Source organism: Rhizobium lusitanum (assembly GCF_014189535.1).
Lineage (GTDB): Bacteria > Pseudomonadota > Alphaproteobacteria > Rhizobiales > Rhizobiaceae > Rhizobium > Rhizobium lusitanum_C.
Map to the genome: position 1 here is coordinate 3577556 of NZ_CP050308.1, position 19411 is coordinate 3596966.

A 19411-nucleotide genomic window follows, 5' to 3' on the forward strand; every position below is an offset into this window, starting at 1 on the left:
GTGCGGGCGGCTTGACCTTATTCCGCCGTGGCCACCTTCTGCGTCGCAAGCGGTGCCGCCGCCTTCAGCTTCTCGCCGAGATCGCGCAGGATTTTGGTGGAATCCACCGATAGCGAGCGTGGGCGAATAAGTGGCGGCAAGGTGTTTTCTGATCCATCGGCCGGCTTCTTGGCAGCCACCGCCTGCGGCTTCTGCACCGGGAAGGGATTATCGATGCCGGGAAGGGGCTTCAGCACGATGCCCTGATGCGCATAGTCCATGATCTTCTTGAAGGTCATGGCCGGCAGCGTGCCGCCCGTCATGTTGTTGGTGGAGGTGTAGTCGTCGTTGCCGAACCAGACGGCGCAGGTGTAGTTACCGGTAAAGCCGATGAACCAGGCGTCACGATAGGCCTGCGTCGTACCGGTCTTGCCGCCGACGAGGATGCCGCGATCGAGCGCCGCCCTGCGGCCCGTGCCGATCTGCGGGATCTGGATCAGCATCTGGTTCATGTAGGAATTGGCTTTTTCGGTAAGCACGCGCTTGGCCGGCACCTCGTCATGACTGAAATCGTAGAGCACCTTGCCATCATAGCCGACGATCTGCCCGATGCCGTGGCGGCGGGATTGCATGCCGTCGGCCGGGAAAACGGCGTAGGCCGTCGCCTGGTCGAGCACGGTCACTTCGGACGTCCCGATCGGAATGGTCTTGTCATTGCGGATCGGCGTTTCCACGCCCATGGCCTTGGCCATGTCGCGGATTGGCTGGATACCGAATTTCTCCTTGGCGAGGCGCACCGGAATGGTGTTGATCGACTGCGCGATCGCGGTCGCTAGCGTCACCTTGCCTGAATAGCGGTTTTCGTAATTGTGCGGGCTCCAGTTGCCCCAGGTGATCGGCGCGTCGACGATGGTGGAGGTCGGCGTCAGCCCCCGCTCCATGGCAACGGAATAGGTGTAGATCTTGAAGGATGAGCCCGGTTGCCGCAGTGCCCTTGTGGCGCGGTTAAACTGGCTCTCGCCGTAATCCCGGCCGCCGACCATGGCGCGGACTGCACCGCCATTTTCGATGACGACCGTGGCACCCTGCTTGGCATGATAGCGTTCGCCATATTCCATCAGGCTGGATTCGACCGAATCCTCCGCCGCCTTCTGCAGGCCCATGTCGATGGTGGTGCGCACGATCAGCGACCGCTCGGGGAACCGGGCGGCGAGACGTTGCACCTCGTCGAAAGCCCAGTCGAGGAAGAAGTCCGGGGATTCGATCTGGGCGCGGTCGACGACGGAAGCGGGGTTGCGCCGCGCGGCAATCACCTGTCCCTCGGTCATAAGCCCGCTTTGCACGAGATTGCTCAGAACATCGTTGGCGCGAGCGCGAGCGGCCGGCAGGTTGACATGCGGCGCATATTTCGCCGGCGCCTTGAACAGGCCGGCGAGCATTGCGGCTTCTGCCAGATTGACGTCGGTAATGCTCTTGCCGAAGTAGAACTGGGAGGCGGCGGCCGCGCCAAACGTGCCGCCGCCCATATAGGTGCGGTCGAGATAGAGGCTGAGGATATCTTTCTTGGAGAGATTGGCTTCCAGCCAGATCGCCAGGAAAGCTTCCTTGATCTTGCGATCGAGGGAGCGTTCATTGCTGAGGAAGATATTCTTGGCGAGCTGTTGCGTCAGGGTCGAACCGCCCTGGACGACACCGCCGGCCTGCGCATTGACCGATAACGCCCGGAACAGGCCGATGACGTCGATGCCGAAGTGGTCGAAGAAGCGCCGGTCCTCGGTGGCCAGCACCGCCTTGACGAAATAGTCCGGCAACTGGTCCACTGGCACGGAATTCTCGTGGATGATGCCGCGATGGCCGATGATGTTGCCGTAACGATCGAGGAAAGTGACTGCGAAGTTGCCGCGATTGCGCCAGTCGCCGTGTGTCGCCTCGAAAGCCGGCATGGCGAGCATCAGCAGCACAACGGACCCAGCGGTGCCGAGTGTCAATCCTTCACCAAGCAACTCGAACAGGATGCGCTTCCAGCCTCGGGCGCGGAAACGGCGAAAGAAAATAGTAATGTCTTCCCAGAGTTCGCCGAGGCGAAAACCCGCGTTCCACAGCGTAGAGTCGATCCAGGAATCGATACGCAGGAGAATATGCCGCTTGCGGCGCGGGCGCTTCTCTGCCTGGCCCTCCGCTTGCGTATCGGGCTTGGTCTCTGGCCCGTTCTCTGGGTTGGATGGGTCTTCCACGCTCTACTTCCCGACCACTTGCCACATCGCGTATTCTTTTGGGACACGCAAAGCCTATCTTCTGATAGACTGGCATACTGAATATTTGGTTGATTTACCAAAAAGAACAAGAGACATGCATGCCGCAGCCCGCATTTCCCTCGCGCGCGGCGAGGACAACGATAATGGACGATAGACCTTTCTGGAAAAGCAAGATGCTGACGGAGATGAGCACACCCGAATGGGAAAGCCTCTGCGACGGCTGTGGCCTCTGTTGTCTCAACAAGCTGGAGGACTGGGATAGCGGCGACGTCTATTTCACGTCGGTCCGCTGCAAGCTGATGGATAGCGAAAGCTGTCAATGCACCAGCTATCCGAACCGCTGGGATTTTGTTCCCGAGTGCGTGCAGCTCACGCCGGAAAAGGTTCCGGATCTGCCTTGGCTGCCGCCGACCTGCGCCTACCGCCTCGTCGACGAAGGCCGCGATCTCTACTGGTGGCATCCGCTGGTGTCGGGCGATCCGGAAACGGTCCATATAGCCGGCGCTTCGGCGCGTGGCCGCACCGTCAGCGAAGAGGAAGTCTCCGTCGACGATTTCGAGGATTATGTCGTCGACTGGCCATTGACGGTGGAAGATGACATGGAGACTGCCCCTCCGGCAAAGCCCTAGGTTTTGGCCCCGTGTCGCGCTAAGCTGTCGCATCGGCGCTCGTTGAATTCACCGGCCACGCATGATATCGCCCAGTGCCTTCGCCAACGCACAGGGAGCTTCCGCGTGATCCGCCACATCGTTTTCTTCACCGTTCCCGATCGCGCTGATCTTGAAGAAGTGCGGTCCGGGCTGTCGATCCTGACGGCTATTCCGCATGCGCGGCTGCTGGAGATCGGCACGAATGTGAAGACCGATCAGCTCGGCACCGATGTCGATATCGTCGTCTATGGCGAATTCGACGATGAAGCGGCGTTGGCCGCCTACAAGGCGCATCCGAACTATCAGCTTTCCATCGAGCGGGTTCGTCCGCTACGCGAAATGCGGATCGCGGCGGACTACGAGAGCGCAAAAGCGGTGCGGCAGCCGGTCTAGAGTATCGCACCTTTAATCGCCTCCACATCCAGCGGCTCTGAAATAGTTCCCGCAACTCTTCGGCGTTGAAGAGGCTACAGATGGATCCAGGCGGGTTTGAAAGTGTGTCAAACGTTTGTGAGGTGCGAGCAGTCAGGTTGATCTCGCTCGAATTAAAGATTTGGATGAGGTGTGAGAATCGTTCGCCCGTATGCGGACCCAATGCGCCAAGAACGAACGAGGAATACGAGTATCATGCAGATTTTAGATTTTAGCGGATACAGCGCCGACACCATTGGAGAGCCTCCAGTTCTGGAGCATGCGATCACCCTCGGCAAACGACCACAGCGGATGAGGATTCCAATCGGCCTATCGACGGTTTGTCTGGCTGTAACTGCGATTATTTCCGTTAATCCTCAACGAGCCGGTGCCGCTAACATTCCTGAGAACATAGAGATTAAAGATGCGACAATAATTGAAACGGTGCACGCCGAAGGTGTTCAGATCTACGAGTGCAAAACCGGTTCGGACAAAAAGATGAGCTGGCAGTTCCGCGAGCCGCTGGCAACTTTGCTGAAGGGCGATACGACCGTCGGGCGTCATTTCGCGGGTCCCAGTTGGCAATTTGCCGATGGCAGCTCTATCAAGGGCAAGGTCGCGGGCCAGGCTTCGGGTGCAACACTGAACGATATCGCTCTTCTGAGGCTCGATGTTGTGGAACATCGGGGTGACGGGGCCTTGTCAAAGGCGACAATGGTCCAGCGTCTAGACACGAAGGGTGGCGTATTTTCGGGCGCATGCGATCAACCCGGCGCGATGCATCTCGAACCCTATACTGCTAGCTATGTTTTCCTGACGAATTGATCGCGGAATCAGTTCGCCGTGACCGGATTCACGACGCCAATATCCTGACTCAACTTCTCACGCTTGCGACTCAACTCGCGAAAAAGCGAGGGCAAACAATTCAAAAGACTCAAGAAAAGCAGCGCGCTTTACGTGTGTAAAACGCCTTAAGGCCGGTTGCATTGGCCCGTGATGCGTCACCTGTCATGGTGCGCGTATCAGATAATGATAATCAAGAAAGATTAAAAATGACTGACGTCTTGAGAGCCTCAGGCCTGTTCCGGTGCTCGAAAGGGGGATTTGGTGGTGCTTGCCGGCCGTTTCAGGATGCGGCCGAGGTTTGAACCGCGTCAACCGGCCGCTCTCCACCGGATCAGGGCAAGGGATCCGGATAAGTTTAATTAACGCAATGACTTAAAAGAGGAAAAACGCCGACCGCACGTTTTGCGCGTGGAAAGTTACCACCCATTCATTTGCCATTCAGACGCGTTTGGGTACATATTCAGTCAAGTTAATGTCCCCGTGGGAAGTCTGAGTATGGCATCATTCATAAGCATAGCAGCAGCGGCCGCGCTCATGGCCGGCTCGACTGTTCTGCCGACGCCGACCCCGACCCTGGTGGCACGTGCAAATAGTGACTGCAGCGAGGCTGCGGCCGAAGTTGTCGCCAAGACTGGAGGGCAGCTCCTCTCCGCCCAGCCGTCGGGCGATAGTTGCGTCGTCACTGTCCTCGTTCAGGGCAATGGCCAGCGGCCGCGCAAGGTGACCATGAAGGTGCCGATGTAGGTGGAAACACTGTCACGCCGACACGCAGGGAACACTCTAACGCTTTGAATCTCACGCAAAATCTTATGGCCAAGTGGATTCCACTCGAACCTGATTTGCAGTACTGTTTCTCGAACCGGGGAAATTGGGTCGGAATATGCGCATTCTCATTGTCGAAGACGATATCAATCTCAACCGCCAGCTTGCCGATGCCTTGAAAGAGGCAGGTTATGTGGTCGATACCGCTTTCGACGGCGAGGAAGGGCATTTCCTTGGCGATACCGAACCCTATGACGCCATCATCCTCGATATCGGCCTTCCGGAAATGGACGGGATCACCGTGCTCGAGAAATGGCGCGGCGCGGGCCGGGGAACGCCGGTGCTGATCCTGACGGCGCGCGACCGCTGGAGCGACAAGGTTGCCGGCATCGACGCGGGCGCCGACGATTATGTTGCCAAACCCTTCCATGTCGAGGAAGTGCTCGCCCGCATCCGGGCGTTGATCCGCCGTGCCGCCGGCCACTCTTCGTCTGAAATCATCTGCGGCCCGGTACGTCTCGACACCAAGAGCTCGAAGGCGTCCGTCGACGGCAAGCCGTTGAAGCTCACCTCACATGAATATCGCCTGCTTGCCTATCTCATGCACCACAAGGGCGAGGTGGTCTCGCGCACCGAGCTGGTGGAGCATATGTACGATCAGGATTTCGACCGCGATTCCAATACGATCGAAGTTTTCGTTGGTCGCCTGCGCAAGAAGATGGGCGTCGACCTGATCGAGACTGTCCGTGGTCTCGGCTATCGCATCCAAGCTCCGACCAATGCGAATTAAATCACTCACCGCTCGCGTCCTGCTGTTGACCACACTCTGGTCCGCCGTGGCGCTGGTGGTGATCGGGCTTGTCATCTCGAATATCTATCGCAAAAGCGCCGAACGCGGCTTTCAGGATCTTCTGAGAGCGCAGCTCTATAACGTCATCAACTCCGTCATCATCGGAGATCAAGGCACGCTGTCGGGTAGCCCGCAGCTTGGAGACCTGCGTTTCGCCCAACCGAAGACCGGCTGGTACTGGATGGTCGAGCCGCTCGGCACCTACACGGCGACGCCACTGGTTTCGCCCTCGCTCGGCGCTTCGACCTTGCCTGTCCTGTCGGTATTGGAAGCGCCCTTCGACAAGAATTACGAGCGCTACTACATCGTCACGGACGCCTTCGGAAACCAGGTGCAGGTGGCCGAGACCGAGGTCGTGCTCGACACTGACGGCCGCGCCGCGCGCTTCCGCGTCACCGGCAATGTTGCTGTCGTCGAGGACGATGTCCGCAATTTCTCCCATAGCCTCTATTTCGCGCTCGTAGGCTTCGGTGTCGGCAGCCTTGTCGTCAATGCGCTCGCCATTCTCTATGGCCTGATGCCGCTCGATAAGGCGCGCGCGGCGCTGGAGCGCATCCGCGACGGCGCGAGCGAACGATTGCAGGGGGATTTCCCGCGCGAGATCCTGCCGCTCGTCAACGAGGTCAACGCACTGATCGAGAGCAACCGGCGCATTGTCGAGCGGGCGCGCATGCAGGTCGGCAATCTCGCCCATTCGTTGAAGACGCCGATTGCGGTTCTGCTCAACGAATCCCGCGTGCTGGAACGCTCGCATGGCGATCTCGTCAAGAGCCAGGCCGAGGCGATGCAGGGTCAGGTGCAGTCTTATCTCAACCGCGCCCGCATCGCGGCGCAGCGCGAATCCGTGCTGGCCCGCACCGAGGCGGAGCCGGCGCTGGAGCGCCTGGTGCGTGTCATGCGGCGGCTCAATGCCGACAAGGAGTTCGAGCTTTCCGTTTCGCCGAACCTGGCGCTCGCCATGGAGCAGCAGGATCTGGAGGAAACCGTCGGCAATCTCCTCGAAAATGCCGCTCGCTTTGCCGAGCATAAGGTGCGTGTAGTGGCCAATGAGGCGCCCGCCGAAATGAAAGGCATCGATCCGGCCAGACGCCATTGGGTGGAACTGGTGGTCGAGGACGACGGACCCGGCCTGGAGCCGGACCAGATCCGCGAGGCGATGAAGCGTGGCCGCAGGCTCGATGAGAGCAAGCCGGGCACAGGCCTCGGGCTTTCGATTGTCAGCGAGATCATCAACGAATATCAGGGGCGGCTCGAGCTGTCCCGCGGTCCCTGGGGCGGCCTTCGCGCCAGTCTAATTCTGCCGGGGGTAACGAAGGATGTTGCTTGATGCGCGCCATGATGCCAAAAAGATGTGCTGCGTCATGACGATGCCGCATTGCAGTACCTCTGGTTTGCTCGTTAATATTGGTTCGGTTGTATGAAGCTTCGCACCTTTTTTCTGATCGTTCCGTCCTTTCTTGTGATGATCGGCCTTTCCGCCTGCTCGACACCGAGCGGTAAAATCGCTGGCGTCAGTTTCCTGTCTACCGCCAAACCGCCGGCTTCGACGCCGTACATTGCCGCCTTGGAAGGCGGTATTGTCGGCCGCACAGGCATCAAGCTCAGCGACAATGATCAACGCCGGGCGCTGGAAGCGGAATATCGAGCGCTGGAAACCGCGCCGCTTGGCATGCCTGTCGTCTGGACGGGCAGCAACGTCAGCGGCGAAGTCGTGGCCGCCGCCCCCTATCAGGTCGGCTCGCAGAACTGCCGCCAATACAGGCACACGGTCACCGTCGACGACAAACCGACCCAGGCAAGGGGCGCTGCCTGCCGCAATGACGATGGCACCTGGTCGCCGTTAAACTAGGTCGTGTCAGCGTCGGCATCGTTCGAGAACCGCTTCCCGGCGGCTCGAAAATGGACGGCCATGGTTTTATCATCGGCATCATAGATGTACATGGTCACAGGGCTACGCTGCCGGTTAGCCCATTCGATGGCTTCGCGAACAGATAAATTGTTTCGACTGTCGTAGTCGATGACTAATGATGGCGGAGCCTCGTCAGCTTGATCTGCGTCCGGGCAACTGTTGTCGTGTTCTACGGCTTCGATAATCACATTGACGCACTGCCAACGATACGGGCGGTTTCGTCGATCAATGATGTTCCAGATCATGAAAGTTGCGCGTCGCTTCGCGCTAATAGATCGATTCAAGGCTCAAAATGAGCCGACATAATCTTACTAACTTCGAATGGCGCGCGATAGAGGCGCTCGTTCAAAATAAATCATGAGGTGTGCCCTGCGTCGATAACTGGCCTGTGTTCGAGGGCATTTTTTGAGTGCCATGAGCAAAGGGCTTTCGGGCGCGACCTGCAACATAGTACGGATCGTCATAATCCGGTCCCAAAGTCGTTTGCATCAGTCTCAAGCTACGCCATTGTCAGCCCACTGCCTAGGATTCCGCACGTCTGAAAAGCGCGGCCAAACGCCTCAAATCTTCGTCAACAGGGCTTTGACGGTTGGAATAAGCGCCCGGTTAAAGTATTGGGCGTCTATGCTGTTCTGGATTCTCGTGGCCGTTCTGACGGCCGTTGTCGGCGCCGTCCTGCTCTATCCTCTTTTGCGCGGAGCAAATGTGGTGGAAGACGGCCGTGCCGGGGAGGCTGCGGTCTATCGCGATCAACTTCGCGAACTGGACCGCGATCTCGCGGCCGGCCTGATCTCCGCCGAAGAGGCCGGCTATGCCCGCGCTGAAATCGGCCGTCGCCTGCTTGCCGTTTCGAGTGCAACGTCGAACACCGCGAAAGCGGCGACGCGGGGCAACTATCGCTTCTCGCAGGCCTTCATCATTCTCATCTTGCCGGCTATCGGCCTCTGTCTTTATCTCATGAAGGGCGCCCCCGGTCTGCCGTCGCAGCCGCTGGAGGCGCGCCTCGAGCAGCGCGGAAACGATCTTGCCATTTCGATCGTCAAGGTCGAGCGGCATCTGGCGCAGGATCCCAATGACGGTAAGGGTTGGGAGGTGCTGGCGCCGATCTACCTGAAGACCAACCGCATTGTTGACGCGGAGCTCGCCTACCGCAATATCATCCGCCTGCTCGGCCCCAGCGCCGAGCGGTTCGGCAGCCTGGGCGAGGTACTGATCATGAAGGCCGGCGGCATCGTCACAGCGGAGGCGCGCAGTACGCTGCAGCAGTCCCTGGCGCTCGATGCCAACAACCCCCGCGCACTCTTCTATCTCGCGCTGGCGCTGGAGCAGGACGGCAGGGCGGCGGAAGCCAGAACAGCCTTCGTGGTACTGGCGCAGCAATCGCCGCCCGAGGCGCCATGGATGGCTGCGGTCAATGATCATATCGCCAAGAACAGCGGCACAGCCGAGGATATGGCCACGGCAACGTCGGCCGACGCGAAGGCGCCGGGCAATCCGACGCCCGAGCAGGTCGAGGCCATGAATTCCCTGAGCGGCGGCGATCGTCAGCAGATGATCCGTGGCATGGTCGAGAGCCTGGACGCCAGGCTCAAGGAAGATCCGAAGAATTTTGAAGGCTGGGTACGGTTGATCCGCTCCTATGCCGTGCTGAACGACAGGGACCGCGCGGTTGATGCGCTGAAACGTGGCCTTGCGGCGTTTCCCGCCGATGGCGGCGAGGGGCAGCAGCTGGTGGCTCTGGCGAAGGAGCTTGGACTGCCGATGGAGGTGACGCAGCAATGACCCGCAAGCAGAAACGCCTGGCCGTCATTGCCGGCGGCATGGGCTTCATCGCCACCGCCGTCCTGCTCGTTCTTTTCGCCTTCAGCCAGTCGGTTGCCTATTTTTACATGCCTGGCGATCTCGCCAAGAACCCCGTCGGCACCGGCACATTGATCCGTCTCGGCGGTCTCGTGGGCGAAGGCAGTATCGTGCGCGGCGAGGGTGCGCAGGTCCAGTTCTCCGTTACCGATGGTGCCGATGCGATCAAGGTCAGATATAACGGCATCCTGCCCGATCTCTTCCGCGAGGGGCAGGGGGTCGTCACCGAAGGCAAATTCGAGCCGGGTAGCGATGTCTTTGTTGCCGACAGCGTGCTGGCCAAGCATGATGAGCGCTACATGCCGAAGCAGGTCGCCGACAGGCTGAAGGCCGATGGCGTCTGGAAGGGCGAGGAGACAAGCCAATGATCATCGAGCTCGGACACTACGCGCTGGTGCTGGCGCTTGCGACGGCGATCATCGTTTCGATCATTCCGGTGATCGGCGCGCGGCGGGGCGAATTGTCGATGATGGATATCGCCCCGGTCGGCGCGGTGCTGATGTTCGCGCTGGTCGCCTTTTCCTTTGGCGTGCTCACCTATGCCTATGTCGTTTCCGACTTTTCGGTGCTGAACGTCTGGGAGAACTCGCATTCGCTGATGCCGCTGATCTTCAAGATCTCCGGCGTCTGGGGCAATCACGAGGGATCGATGATGCTCTGGCTGCTGATCCTGGTGCTGTTCAGCGCGCTGGTTGCGCTGTTCGGGCGCAATCTGCCGGATACGCTGCGCGCCAACGTGCTCGCAGTGCAGTCCTGGATCTCGGCCGCCTTTCTGGTCTTCATCCTTCTGACCTCCAATCCCTTCATCCGCCTCAATCCGGCGCCTGCCGAGGGTAAGGACCTCAATCCGGTGTTGCAGGATATCGGCCTGGCGATCCATCCGCCGCTGCTCTACCTCGGCTATGTCGGCTTCTCCGTCTGTTTCTCCTTTGCTGTCGCAGCCCTTCTCGAAGGCCGCATAGATGCCGCCTGGGCGCGCTGGGTTCGCCCGTGGACGCTCGCCGCCTGGACCTTCCTGACGCTTGGTATCGCCATGGGCTCCTACTGGGCCTATTACGAACTCGGCTGGGGCGGCTGGTGGTTCTGGGATCCGGTGGAGAACGCCTCCTTCATGCCCTGGCTTGCCGGCACGGCGCTGCTGCATTCCGCGCTCGTCATGGAAAAGCGCGATGGGCTGAAGATCTGGACGGTTCTGCTGGCGATCCTGACCTTCTCGCTGTCGCTGCTCGGCACCTTCCTGGTGCGCTCCGGCGTGTTGACCTCGGTACATTCCTTTGCCAGCGATCCGACGCGGGGTATCTTCATTCTCTGTATCCTGCTGATCTTCATCGGCGGCGCGCTGTCGCTCTTCGCCTTCCGTGCTCCGAAGCTTGCCGCCGGCGGCCTGTTCGCGCCGATCTCGCGTGAAGGCGCGCTGGTGCTGAACAATCTCATCCTGACGGTCGCCTGCGGTACGGTGCTCACCGGCACGCTCTATCCGCTGGCGCTGGAAACCTTGACCGGCGACAAGATCTCGGTCGGCCCGCCCTTTTTCAACATGACCTTCGGCTTGTTGATGATGCCGATCCTGATCGCCGTTCCCTTCGGGCCGCTGCTTGCCTGGAAGCGCGGCGATCTGCTTGGCGTGCTGCAACGGCTCTATGTCGCCGCTGGCCTCGCCCTGATCGCCGGCCTTATCCTGTTCTATGTCCGCCATGGCGGGCCGGTGCTTGCCGTTCTCGGCCTTGCCGCCGGCTTCTTTCTGGTTTTCGGCGCGGTGACTGATCTCTGGTATCGCGCCGGCATCGGCAAGGTGGCAAACAATGTCGCCTGGCGGCGGCTGAGCGGTCTGCCGCGCTCCGCCTTCGGGACGGCGTTTGCCCATGCCGGGCTCGGCGTCACCGTGCTTGGCATCGTCGCGGTCACCACGTTCGAGACCGAGAACATCACCACGATGAAGCCGGGCGGCACGGCCGAACTCGGCGGCTATACGTTACGCTTCGAGGACATGCAGCCTGGTGTCGGCCCCAACTTCACCGAGGATCGCGCTCACTTCACGGTCAGCCGCGGCGGTGTCGCCATCGCGCAGGTTTCATCCTCCAAGCGCGTCTTCACCGCCAGTCGCACAGCGACGACGGAGGCCGGCATTCTGAGCCTCGGCTTGAGCCAGCTTTACGTCTCGCTCGGCGATGCCACCAACGATGGCGGCATGGTCGTGCGCATCTGGTGGAAGCCTTTCATCCTCTGCATCTGGGGCGGTGCCGTGATCATGGCGCTGGGCGGCTTGATCTCGCTCAGCGACCGCCGCCTGCGCGTCGGCGCGCCGAGCCGCAAGGCGAAGCCGGCTCCGCGCCCGGCCATGGAGCCGGCGGAATGATCCGGCGGTTGCTGCTGGCCCTTGCACTCCTGCTCGCGGCCGCTCCCGCCTTCGCCGTCAATCCGGATGAGGTGCTACCCGATCCGGCTCAGGAAGCGCGGGCGCGCACGATCTCGGCCGAGCTGCGCTGCATGGTCTGCCAGAACCAGTCGATCGACGATTCCAATGCCGATCTCGCCCGCGACCTGCGCCTTCTGGTTCGCAAGCGCCTCGCCGATGGCGATACCGACAAGCAGGTGCTCGATTATATCGTCTCCCGCTATGGCGAGTTCGTACTGTTGAAGCCGCGCTTTACCGAAAAGACGCTGCTGCTCTGGGGAGCGCCGGTGACGCTCTTCGTTTTCGGCGGGCTTGCTCTGGCAGTCTATGCCAGACGCCGCGCCGGCAAGCCGACGGGCACGCGGCTGACGCCGGAGGAAGAGGCGCGTCTCAGCGAGATCCTCGATAAGTGATATCACACGACAAGTTGTGTTTACGCCTGTCGACAATATTTCGTTACATTACCAAGTTTTCATGGGTCGGACAGTTCGCTGTAAGGTCTGAAGCCCTATATCATTCCCATGAGACTTCATCACCGGTTCTGCCGGTGGAGAAAAAACGGACGAGAGAAGAAAAGGTAATTTGCATATGTTCAGGAATATCAAGGACACTTTGTCCCGCAGCACCGTTATGAAAGCTTCTGTCGTCGCCGGTCTCGCTGTCGCTGCCCTTGCCACCGGTATCCCGGCTCAAGTCAGCAGCTCTTATGCTGATGCCGTCAATGTCCAGGCTCCGCAGGTTCCGAGCTTCGCCAATGTCGTCGACGCCGTATCTCCGGCGGTCGTTTCCGTTCGCGTCGAATCCCGCATCAATCCGGTTGCCGATGAAGACGATTCCTTCGGTCTTGGTCGTGGTTTCGATGATCTGCCGGACGATCATCCGCTGAAGAAGTTCTTCAAGCAGTTCGAACAGCAGCAACAGGGCCGCAATCAGCAGCAAGGCCAGAACCAGCAGAAGAACCCGCAGGACGGCAAGGGCCATCTGCGCCCGGTCGCCCAGGGATCTGGCTTCTTCGTCTCGGAAGATGGTTACATCGTCACCAACAACCACGTCGTTTCCGACGGTGCTGCCTTCGTTGTCATTCTCAACGATGGCACCGAGTTCGACGCCAAGCTGGTCGGCAAGGATTCGCGCACCGACCTCGCTGTGCTGAAGGTCGACGGCAAGGGTAAGAAGTTCACCTATGTCAACTGGGCCGACGACCAGAAGGTTCGTGTCGGCGACTGGGTCGTTGCCGTCGGCAACCCCTTCGGCCTCGGCGGCACGGTCACTGCGGGTATCGTCTCGGCGCGTGGCCGCGACATCCACTCCGGCCCCTATGACGATTACATCCAGATCGACGCACCCGTGAACAAGGGCAATTCCGGTGGCCCGACCTTCAACCTCAATGGTCAGGTTGTGGGCATCAACACCGCGATTTTCTCGCAGTCGGGCGGCAGCGTCGGCATCGCCTTCGCCATTCCCGCCACCACCGCCAAGGATGTCGTTGCCGACCTGATCAAGAGCGGTACGGTTTCTCGCGGCTGGCTTGGCGTTCAGATTCAGCCGGTCACCAAGGACATTGCCGAATCTCTCGGTCTGTCCGAGCCGAGCGGTGCGCTCGTCGTCTCCCCGCAGGATGGTTCTCCCGGGCAGAAGGCCGGCATCAAGAACGGTGACGTCGTAACCGCCGTCAACGGCGAGCCTGTCAAGGATCCGCGCGATCTCGCCCGTCGTATCGGCGCGATGCAGCCGGGCGCCAAGGTCGATGTTTCGCTGTGGCGTGGTGGCAAGTCTCAGTCGGTCACCGTTGAACTCGGTACGCTGCCGGCGGAACAGAGCCAGGCGTCGAACGACGACAATGCGCAGCCGTCCCAGCCGCAGCAGCCGTCTTCTGAAAAGGCGCTTGCCGATCTCGGGCTCGCTGTCGGCCCGTCCGATGACGGCAAGGGTGTCGCGATCACTAGCGTCGATCCGGACTCTGACGCCGCCGACAAGGGCGTGAAGGAAGGCGAGAAGATCACCTCGGTCAACAACCAGGAGATCTCCAATGCCGGTGACATTGCGAAGGTTATCGACCAGGCGAAGAAGGATGGCCGCACCCGCGCGCTGTTCCAGATTCAGTCCGGCGACGGCAGCCGCTTCGTTGCCCTGCCGATCAACGCAGGCTGATTTTTTAGCCGATTGAATGAATTAGGAGCCGCGCTGGCCACGGCTGGCGCGGCTCCTTTGTTTCCAACGTGCCTTCACCGATCAACGTTTTCAGGGCAGGTAGAAAATGACAACCTCTGGCCAACATGCTGTGGACCCCTCCGATTCCGGTTGTGCTAAAGCACTGCCGGCGGATAATGTCGCCCACATGAAGATTTTGATTATCGAAGACGATCTGGAAGCCGCCGCTTATCTCACCAAGGCGTTTCGCGAGGCCGGTATTGTTGCCGACCATGCGAGCGACGGCGAGAGCGGCCTCTTCATGGGCACCGAGAATGTCTACGATGTCGCCATCATCGACCGCATGCTGCCGCGCCGCGACGGTCTTTCCGTCATCAGCGAGCTGCGCCGCAAGGGTGTGCACACGCCGGTTCTCATTCTATCCGCCCTCGGTCAGGTCGACGATCGCGTCACCGGCCTTCGCGCCGGCGGTGATGACTACCTGCCGAAGCCCTATGCCTTCAGCGAATTGCTCGCCCGCGTCGAAGTCCTCGGGCGCCGCAAGGGCACGCCGGATCAGGACGTACTCTACCGCGTTGCCGATCTGGAACTCGACCGGCTGTCGCATGAAGTCCGTCGTGGCGGCAAGGATATCCCCTTGCAGCCGCGGGAGTTTCGTCTGCTCGAATATCTGATGAAGAATGCCGGCCAGGTGGTGACGCGCACCATGCTGCTCGAAAATGTCTGGGATTACCATTTCGATCCACAGACGAACGTCATCGACGTTCACGTCTCGCGCCTGCGCTCGAAGATCGAAAAAGATTACAATCAGCCGCTGTTGAAGACGATCCGCGGCGCTGGCTACATGATCAAGGACGAGGGATGAGTCGCTTTCGCGTCCTCTTCAAGTCCACCGCAGTCCGCCTCTCCGCCCTTTATATTCTTCTTTTCGCGCTCTGCGCCGCCACCCTCGTTTTCTACGTCACGGCCATGTCCGAGCGGTTGCTGACCGGGCAGATCCGGGATGCCGTGCAGCAGGAGGTCAGCCAGGTCAAGCGTGCCTATGACGTCGGTGGTTTGAACCTGCTGCTGCGCACGATGGAACGCCGAGCCCGCCAGCCGGGCGCCAACCTCTATGTCATCGCCAGCCCCACCGGCGATATCCTCGCCGGCAATGTCGCCTCTGTACAACCAGGCGTTCTCGGCCAGGCCGGCTGGACGGAGCTGCCTTTCGTCTATGAGCGCTACACGGATTCAGGTGTTGACCCCGAGCGTACGCATCTGGCGATCGCCAATATCTTCCTTCTCGACAACGGCCTGCGCATCCTGATCGGCCGCGACCTTGGCGAGCCGGAGCGCTTTCGCCTGCTGGTGCGCCAGGCGCTGATGCTGGCGCTGGCGATCATGGGCCTCGGCGCTCTGGTCATCTGGTTCGGCATCGGCCGCAACGCTCTGAAACGTATCGACCGCATGACCGATGCCAGCCGCAAGATCATGGCCGGCGATCTGTCGCAGCGCCTGCCGGTCGGCGGCTCCGGGGATGAATTCGACCGCATGTCGACATCGCTGAACGCCATGCTCGGCCGTATCGAGAAGCTGAACGAAGGCCTGCGGCAGGTCTCCGACAATATTGCCCATGACCTGAAGACGCCGTTGACGCGGCTGCGCAACAAGGCAGCGGATGCGCTCGACAATGCCGACGGCGAAGGCCGTCGCGTGGCGCTGGAAGGTATTATCGGCGAATCCGACCAGCTGATCCGCACCTTCAACGCGCTGCTGATGATCTCCCGCGTTGAGGCCGGCTCAGTCGCAGCCGAAATGACCGGCGTTGATCTCTCCTCCATCGTCGCCGATACCGCCGAGCTCTACGAGCCGGTCGCCGAAGAGGCCGGCCTCGCGCTGACCGCCGAAATCGAGGCCGATGTCGAGGTGCAGGGCAATCGCGAGCTGATCGGTCAGGCGATTTTCAATCTGATCGACAATGCCGTCAAATATGCCTCCGGCTGCCCCGGCAAGCAGGCGGTAACGCTGAGGCTGTCGCGGACGCCGGACGCCGTCAATCTCGCTGTCGCCGATCACGGCCCGGGTATTCCCGCCCACCAGCGGACCGAGGTGCTCAAGCGCTTCTTCCGCCTGGACGAGAGCCGCTCCAAGCCCGGCACCGGCCTCGGCCTTTCACTGGTGGAGGCGGTGATGGAGCTGCATGGCGGCCATCTGGAGCTTTCCGATACCGACCCGGCCAGCCCCGACGCTCGCGGCCTCACCGTGACCATGATCTTCCCCACGCAGAAACAATAGGTTAATCCTGCTTCATCGGATTGCTCGGGATCACATGCCGATCAGGGGGATTGCTGCGTCTTTGCATGTCCAATCGGACGTGTGCCGCGGTAGGGAGGAAATTGCATGACGATGATGGAAAGCGATTTGCTGCGGGATGTTCCGCTCGGGCGGCTTCGTCCGCTCAACCAGACGGAGCTGAAAGCGGCGCTTGCCGACCTTAAGGATATCGCCAAATCGGAACCGGCAATCGCCGCTCTTCTCGATGGTGACAGCCCCTTGCGCGATTTTATCGCCGCCGCGCTGACGCTGTCGCCCTATCTTCGGGAAACCGCCAATCTCGACCCGGCACTGCTTGTCGCGGCCATCAGCGAACCGCTGTCGCCGCAGATCGAGGCTTTGGTGGCCGAGGCCCGCCGTGCCTGGTTGCCGGGCGGGGACGATACATCCTCTCCCTCGGAATCCGAGGTCATGAGCCGCCTGCGCATCGCCAAGCGTCGCGCCGCCTTCCTGATTGCGCTTGCCGATCTCGCCCGCATTTTCGACGGCTGGGTGACGACGCGCTGGCTGAGCGCGCTCGCCGAGGCCGCGATTTCGGCTGCCATCGATCATCTGCTGCTGTCGTCGCACGAGGCCGGCAAAATTACGGTTTTCGACCCTTCCGCACCGAGCCGGGGTTCCGGTCTGATCGTCCTCGGCATGGGCAAGCTCGGCGCCGGGGAGCTGAATTACTCCTCCGATATCGACCTGGTCGTCTTCTTCGACGAGATGGCTGGCATCGTTGCCAACCCCGACGATGCCATCGATATCTTCCCGCGCCTGATGCGCCGCCTGGTGCGCATCCTTCAGGAGCGCACTGCGCATGGTTATGTCTTCCGCACCGATCTCCGCCTGCGTCCTGATCCCGGTTCGACGCCGCTTGCCATCCCTGTCGATGCGGCAATGAACTATTACGAGGGCAGGGGTCAGAATTGGGAGCGCGCCGCCTTCATCAAGGCCCGCGCCGTCGGCGGCGATATCGCGGCCGGTCAGGCCTTCATCCGCGATCTCGTGCCCTTCGTCTTCCGCAAATATCTCGATTATGCGGCGATATCGGATATCCATTCGATCAAGCGGCAGATCCATGTGCACAAGGGCCACGGCGCAATCGCGGTCAAGGGCCACAACGTCAAGCTCGGTCGCGGCGGCATCCGCGAAATCGAGTTTTTCGTCCAGACGCAGCAGCTGATCGCCGGTGGCCGCATGCCGGAGCTGCGTTCCCGCGCCACCGAGGAAACGCTGGCGGAGCTGACCAAGGCGAAATGGATCGACGCGGAAACGCGCGATGAACTGACGGAGGCCTATTGGTTCCTGCGCGATGTCGAACACCGCATCCAGATGGTGCGCGACGAGCAGACGCATCTGTTGCCCGAAACCGATGCCGAGCTCAAGCGTGTCGCCTTCATGATGGGCTTCACCGATATTTCCAGCTTCTCCGAGGCGCTGGTCGCCACGCTGAAGACGGTGGAGCGGCGCTATGCAAATCTGTTCGAGCAGGAAACGAAGCTTTCGAGCGGGACGGGCAATCTCGTCTTCACCGGTCAGGGCGACGATCCCGATACGCTGGAGACGCTGCGGCGTCTCGGCTTCGAACGCCCTTCCGACATCTCCAACGTCATCCGCACCTGGCACTATGGCCGCTACCGCGCCACGCAATCGGTCGAGGCGCGCGAGCGGTTGACCGAACTGACGCCCGAGCTGCTGAGGGTATTCGGTGAGAGCAAGCGGGCGGACGAGGCGTTGCTGCGCTTCGACAGCTTTATCTCCGGCCTGCCTGCCGGCATCCAGCTTTTCTCGCTGCTGAGCACGAACCCGGCGCTGCTCTCCCTCATCGTCAACATCATGTCGTCGGCACCTCGGCTTGCCGAGATCATCGCCGCCAAACCGCATGTCTTCGACGGTATGTTGGACCCCGGCCTGATGGCGGAGCTGCCGACGCGCGATTATCTGGCCGAGCGCATCAACAGCTTTCTGGCCTCGGCGCGGCATTATGAGGAGGTACTGGACCGGCTGCGCATCTTCGCCTCGGAGCAGCGCTTCCTGATCGGCATCCGCCTGCTGACGGGCACGATCGGCGGTGCCATGGCGGCTCGCGCCTTCACCTATCTCGCGGATCTGATCGTCGAGGCGGCCTTGAATGCGGTGATGAAAGAAATCAAGGCGGCGCACGGCGACTATCCCGGCGGTCGCGTCGCCGTCATGGGCATGGGCAAGCTCGGCAGCTTCGAGCTGACCGCCGATTCGGATATCGATATCATCCTGCTTTACGATTACGACGACACTGCGGGCGAATCTTCCGGCCAGAAACCGCTCGATGCCACCCGGTATTTCACCCGCATCACCCAACGGCTGATCGCGGCTCTGTCAGCGCCGACGGCGGAGGGCGTGCTCTACGAGGTCGATATGCGCCTGCGTCCGTCCGGTAACAAAGGCCCGGTCGCAACCCGCATCAATTCCTTCGAGAAATATCAGCGCGAAGAGGCCTGGGCCTGGGAGCATATGGCGCTGTCCCGCGCCCGCCTGATCTGCGGCGACGAAGAACTTATCGCCAACGCGGAGCGGATCATCGGTGAGGTGCTCTCGGTAAAGCGCGATATCCCGGAGATCGCCAAGGATGTCGCGGAGATGCGCGGCCTGATCGAGCAGGAAAAGCCGCCAGTCAGCCTCTGGGACCTGAAGCTGATCCCGGGCGGGCTGATCGATATCGAATTCATCGCGCAATATCTGAGGCTGATCGCACCCGCTCGCGGCGTCGGTATTGATGCCAATGGTCTGAGCACCGGTGAGGCGCTGAAGCTGCTCGGCGGCAGTCTGATGGATCGCAACGACCTCGATCTTTGCCTGGAAGCGCTGCATCTTTACACCGAACTGTCACAGCTGATCCGGCTTTGCGTCGACGGACCCTTCGATCCGGGCAAGGCTCCTTCGGGGCTGATCGAATTGGTCTCTCGTGCTGGCGACTGCCCCGATATCCGCACGCTGGAGGCGGAGCTGAAACGGCTGTCGAAAGCGGTACGGAAAGTTTTTCAGTCGGTCGTGAAGGCCTGA

Annotated in this window: 17 protein-coding genes; 15 read left to right on the plus strand and 2 right to left on the minus strand. The window is 60.8% G+C overall.

Annotation, left to right across the window (positions count from 1 at the left end):
* Positions 1-17: 17 nt before the first annotated feature.
* Positions 18-2213 (minus strand): transglycosylase domain-containing protein, encoded by a 2196-nt coding sequence (locus HB780_RS31075; protein WP_183692091.1) that lies wholly within the window; start codon positions 2211-2213, stop codon positions 18-20.
* A gap of 164 nt (positions 2214-2377) precedes the next feature.
* Here HB780_RS31075 and HB780_RS31080 point away from each other — a divergent pair, with 164 nt between their 5' ends.
* The 7 genes from HB780_RS31080 to HB780_RS31110 all read left to right on the plus strand — a co-directional run bounded on the left by HB780_RS31080 (position 2378) and on the right by HB780_RS31110 (position 7602).
* Positions 2378-2863: a YcgN family cysteine cluster protein gene (locus tag HB780_RS31080; protein ID WP_183692092.1), complete on the plus strand. Its 486-nt coding sequence runs from the start codon at positions 2378-2380 to the stop codon at positions 2861-2863.
* Between the two features lie 105 nt (positions 2864-2968).
* Positions 2969-3277, plus strand: a complete 309-nt coding sequence (locus tag HB780_RS31085) for a Dabb family protein (protein ID WP_183692093.1) — start codon at positions 2969-2971, stop codon at positions 3275-3277.
* A gap of 234 nt (positions 3278-3511) precedes the next feature.
* Positions 3512-4120: a DUF3455 domain-containing protein gene (locus tag HB780_RS31090; protein ID WP_286203097.1), complete on the plus strand. Its 609-nt coding sequence runs from the start codon at positions 3512-3514 to the stop codon at positions 4118-4120.
* Positions 4121-4636: 516 nt separating this feature from the next.
* Positions 4637-4885, plus strand: a complete 249-nt coding sequence (locus HB780_RS31095; RefSeq protein WP_047463086.1) for a hypothetical protein — start codon at positions 4637-4639, stop codon at positions 4883-4885.
* A 136-nt stretch (positions 4886-5021) separates the two neighbouring features.
* Positions 5022-5693: a response regulator transcription factor gene (locus HB780_RS31100; RefSeq protein WP_007693256.1), complete on the plus strand. Its 672-nt coding sequence runs from the start codon at positions 5022-5024 to the stop codon at positions 5691-5693.
* Positions 5683-7080, plus strand: coding sequence for a sensor histidine kinase (locus tag HB780_RS31105; RefSeq protein WP_183692095.1), 1398 nt, complete (start codon positions 5683-5685; stop codon positions 7078-7080). The genes HB780_RS31100 and HB780_RS31105 overlap by 11 nt, the downstream gene beginning before the upstream one ends.
* Before the next feature lie 90 nt (positions 7081-7170).
* The gene (locus tag HB780_RS31110; RefSeq protein WP_183692097.1) at positions 7171-7602 is read left to right on the plus strand and encodes a hypothetical protein; all 432 of its coding nucleotides are present in this window, start codon (positions 7171-7173) and stop codon (positions 7600-7602) included.
* Here HB780_RS31110 and HB780_RS31115 read toward each other — a convergent pair.
* Positions 7599-7907: a hypothetical protein gene (locus HB780_RS31115; protein WP_183692099.1), complete on the minus strand. Its 309-nt coding sequence runs from the start codon at positions 7905-7907 to the stop codon at positions 7599-7601. The genes HB780_RS31110 and HB780_RS31115 overlap by 4 nt on opposite strands.
* Before the next feature lie 379 nt (positions 7908-8286).
* Here HB780_RS31115 and ccmI point away from each other — a divergent pair, with 379 nt between their 5' ends.
* From ccmI to HB780_RS31155, 8 genes are all read left to right on the plus strand, one after another.
* The gene (gene ccmI, locus HB780_RS31120; protein WP_183692101.1) at positions 8287-9444 is read left to right on the plus strand and encodes a c-type cytochrome biogenesis protein CcmI; all 1158 of its coding nucleotides are present in this window, start codon (positions 8287-8289) and stop codon (positions 9442-9444) included.
* Positions 9441-9890 (plus strand): cytochrome c maturation protein CcmE, encoded by a 450-nt coding sequence (gene ccmE, locus HB780_RS31125; protein WP_183692103.1) that lies wholly within the window; start codon positions 9441-9443, stop codon positions 9888-9890. The genes ccmI and ccmE overlap by 4 nt, the downstream gene beginning before the upstream one ends.
* Positions 9887-11878, plus strand: a complete 1992-nt coding sequence (locus HB780_RS31130; protein WP_183692104.1) for a heme lyase CcmF/NrfE family subunit — start codon at positions 9887-9889, stop codon at positions 11876-11878. The genes ccmE and HB780_RS31130 overlap by 4 nt, the downstream gene beginning before the upstream one ends.
* On the plus strand, positions 11875-12330 hold the full coding sequence (locus tag HB780_RS31135; RefSeq protein WP_183692106.1) for a cytochrome c-type biogenesis protein: 456 nt from the start codon (positions 11875-11877) through the stop codon (positions 12328-12330). Before HB780_RS31130 ends, HB780_RS31135 begins: the two co-directional genes overlap by 4 nt.
* 175 nt (positions 12331-12505) lie before the next feature.
* Positions 12506-14068, plus strand: a complete 1563-nt coding sequence (locus HB780_RS31140) for a Do family serine endopeptidase (RefSeq protein WP_183692108.1) — start codon at positions 12506-12508, stop codon at positions 14066-14068.
* Between the two features lie 106 nt (positions 14069-14174).
* The gene (locus HB780_RS31145) at positions 14175-14933 is read left to right on the plus strand and encodes a response regulator transcription factor (protein ID WP_183692110.1); all 759 of its coding nucleotides are present in this window, start codon (positions 14175-14177) and stop codon (positions 14931-14933) included.
* Positions 14930-16345 (plus strand): sensor histidine kinase, encoded by a 1416-nt coding sequence (locus HB780_RS31150; protein ID WP_183692111.1) that lies wholly within the window; start codon positions 14930-14932, stop codon positions 16343-16345. The genes HB780_RS31145 and HB780_RS31150 overlap by 4 nt, the downstream gene beginning before the upstream one ends.
* Positions 16346-16450: 105 nt before the next feature.
* Positions 16451-19411 carry a bifunctional [glutamine synthetase] adenylyltransferase/[glutamine synthetase]-adenylyl-L-tyrosine phosphorylase gene (locus HB780_RS31155; protein WP_183692112.1) on the plus strand — a complete coding sequence of 987 codons (2961 nt, stop codon included), beginning with the start codon at positions 16451-16453 and terminating at the stop codon, positions 19409-19411.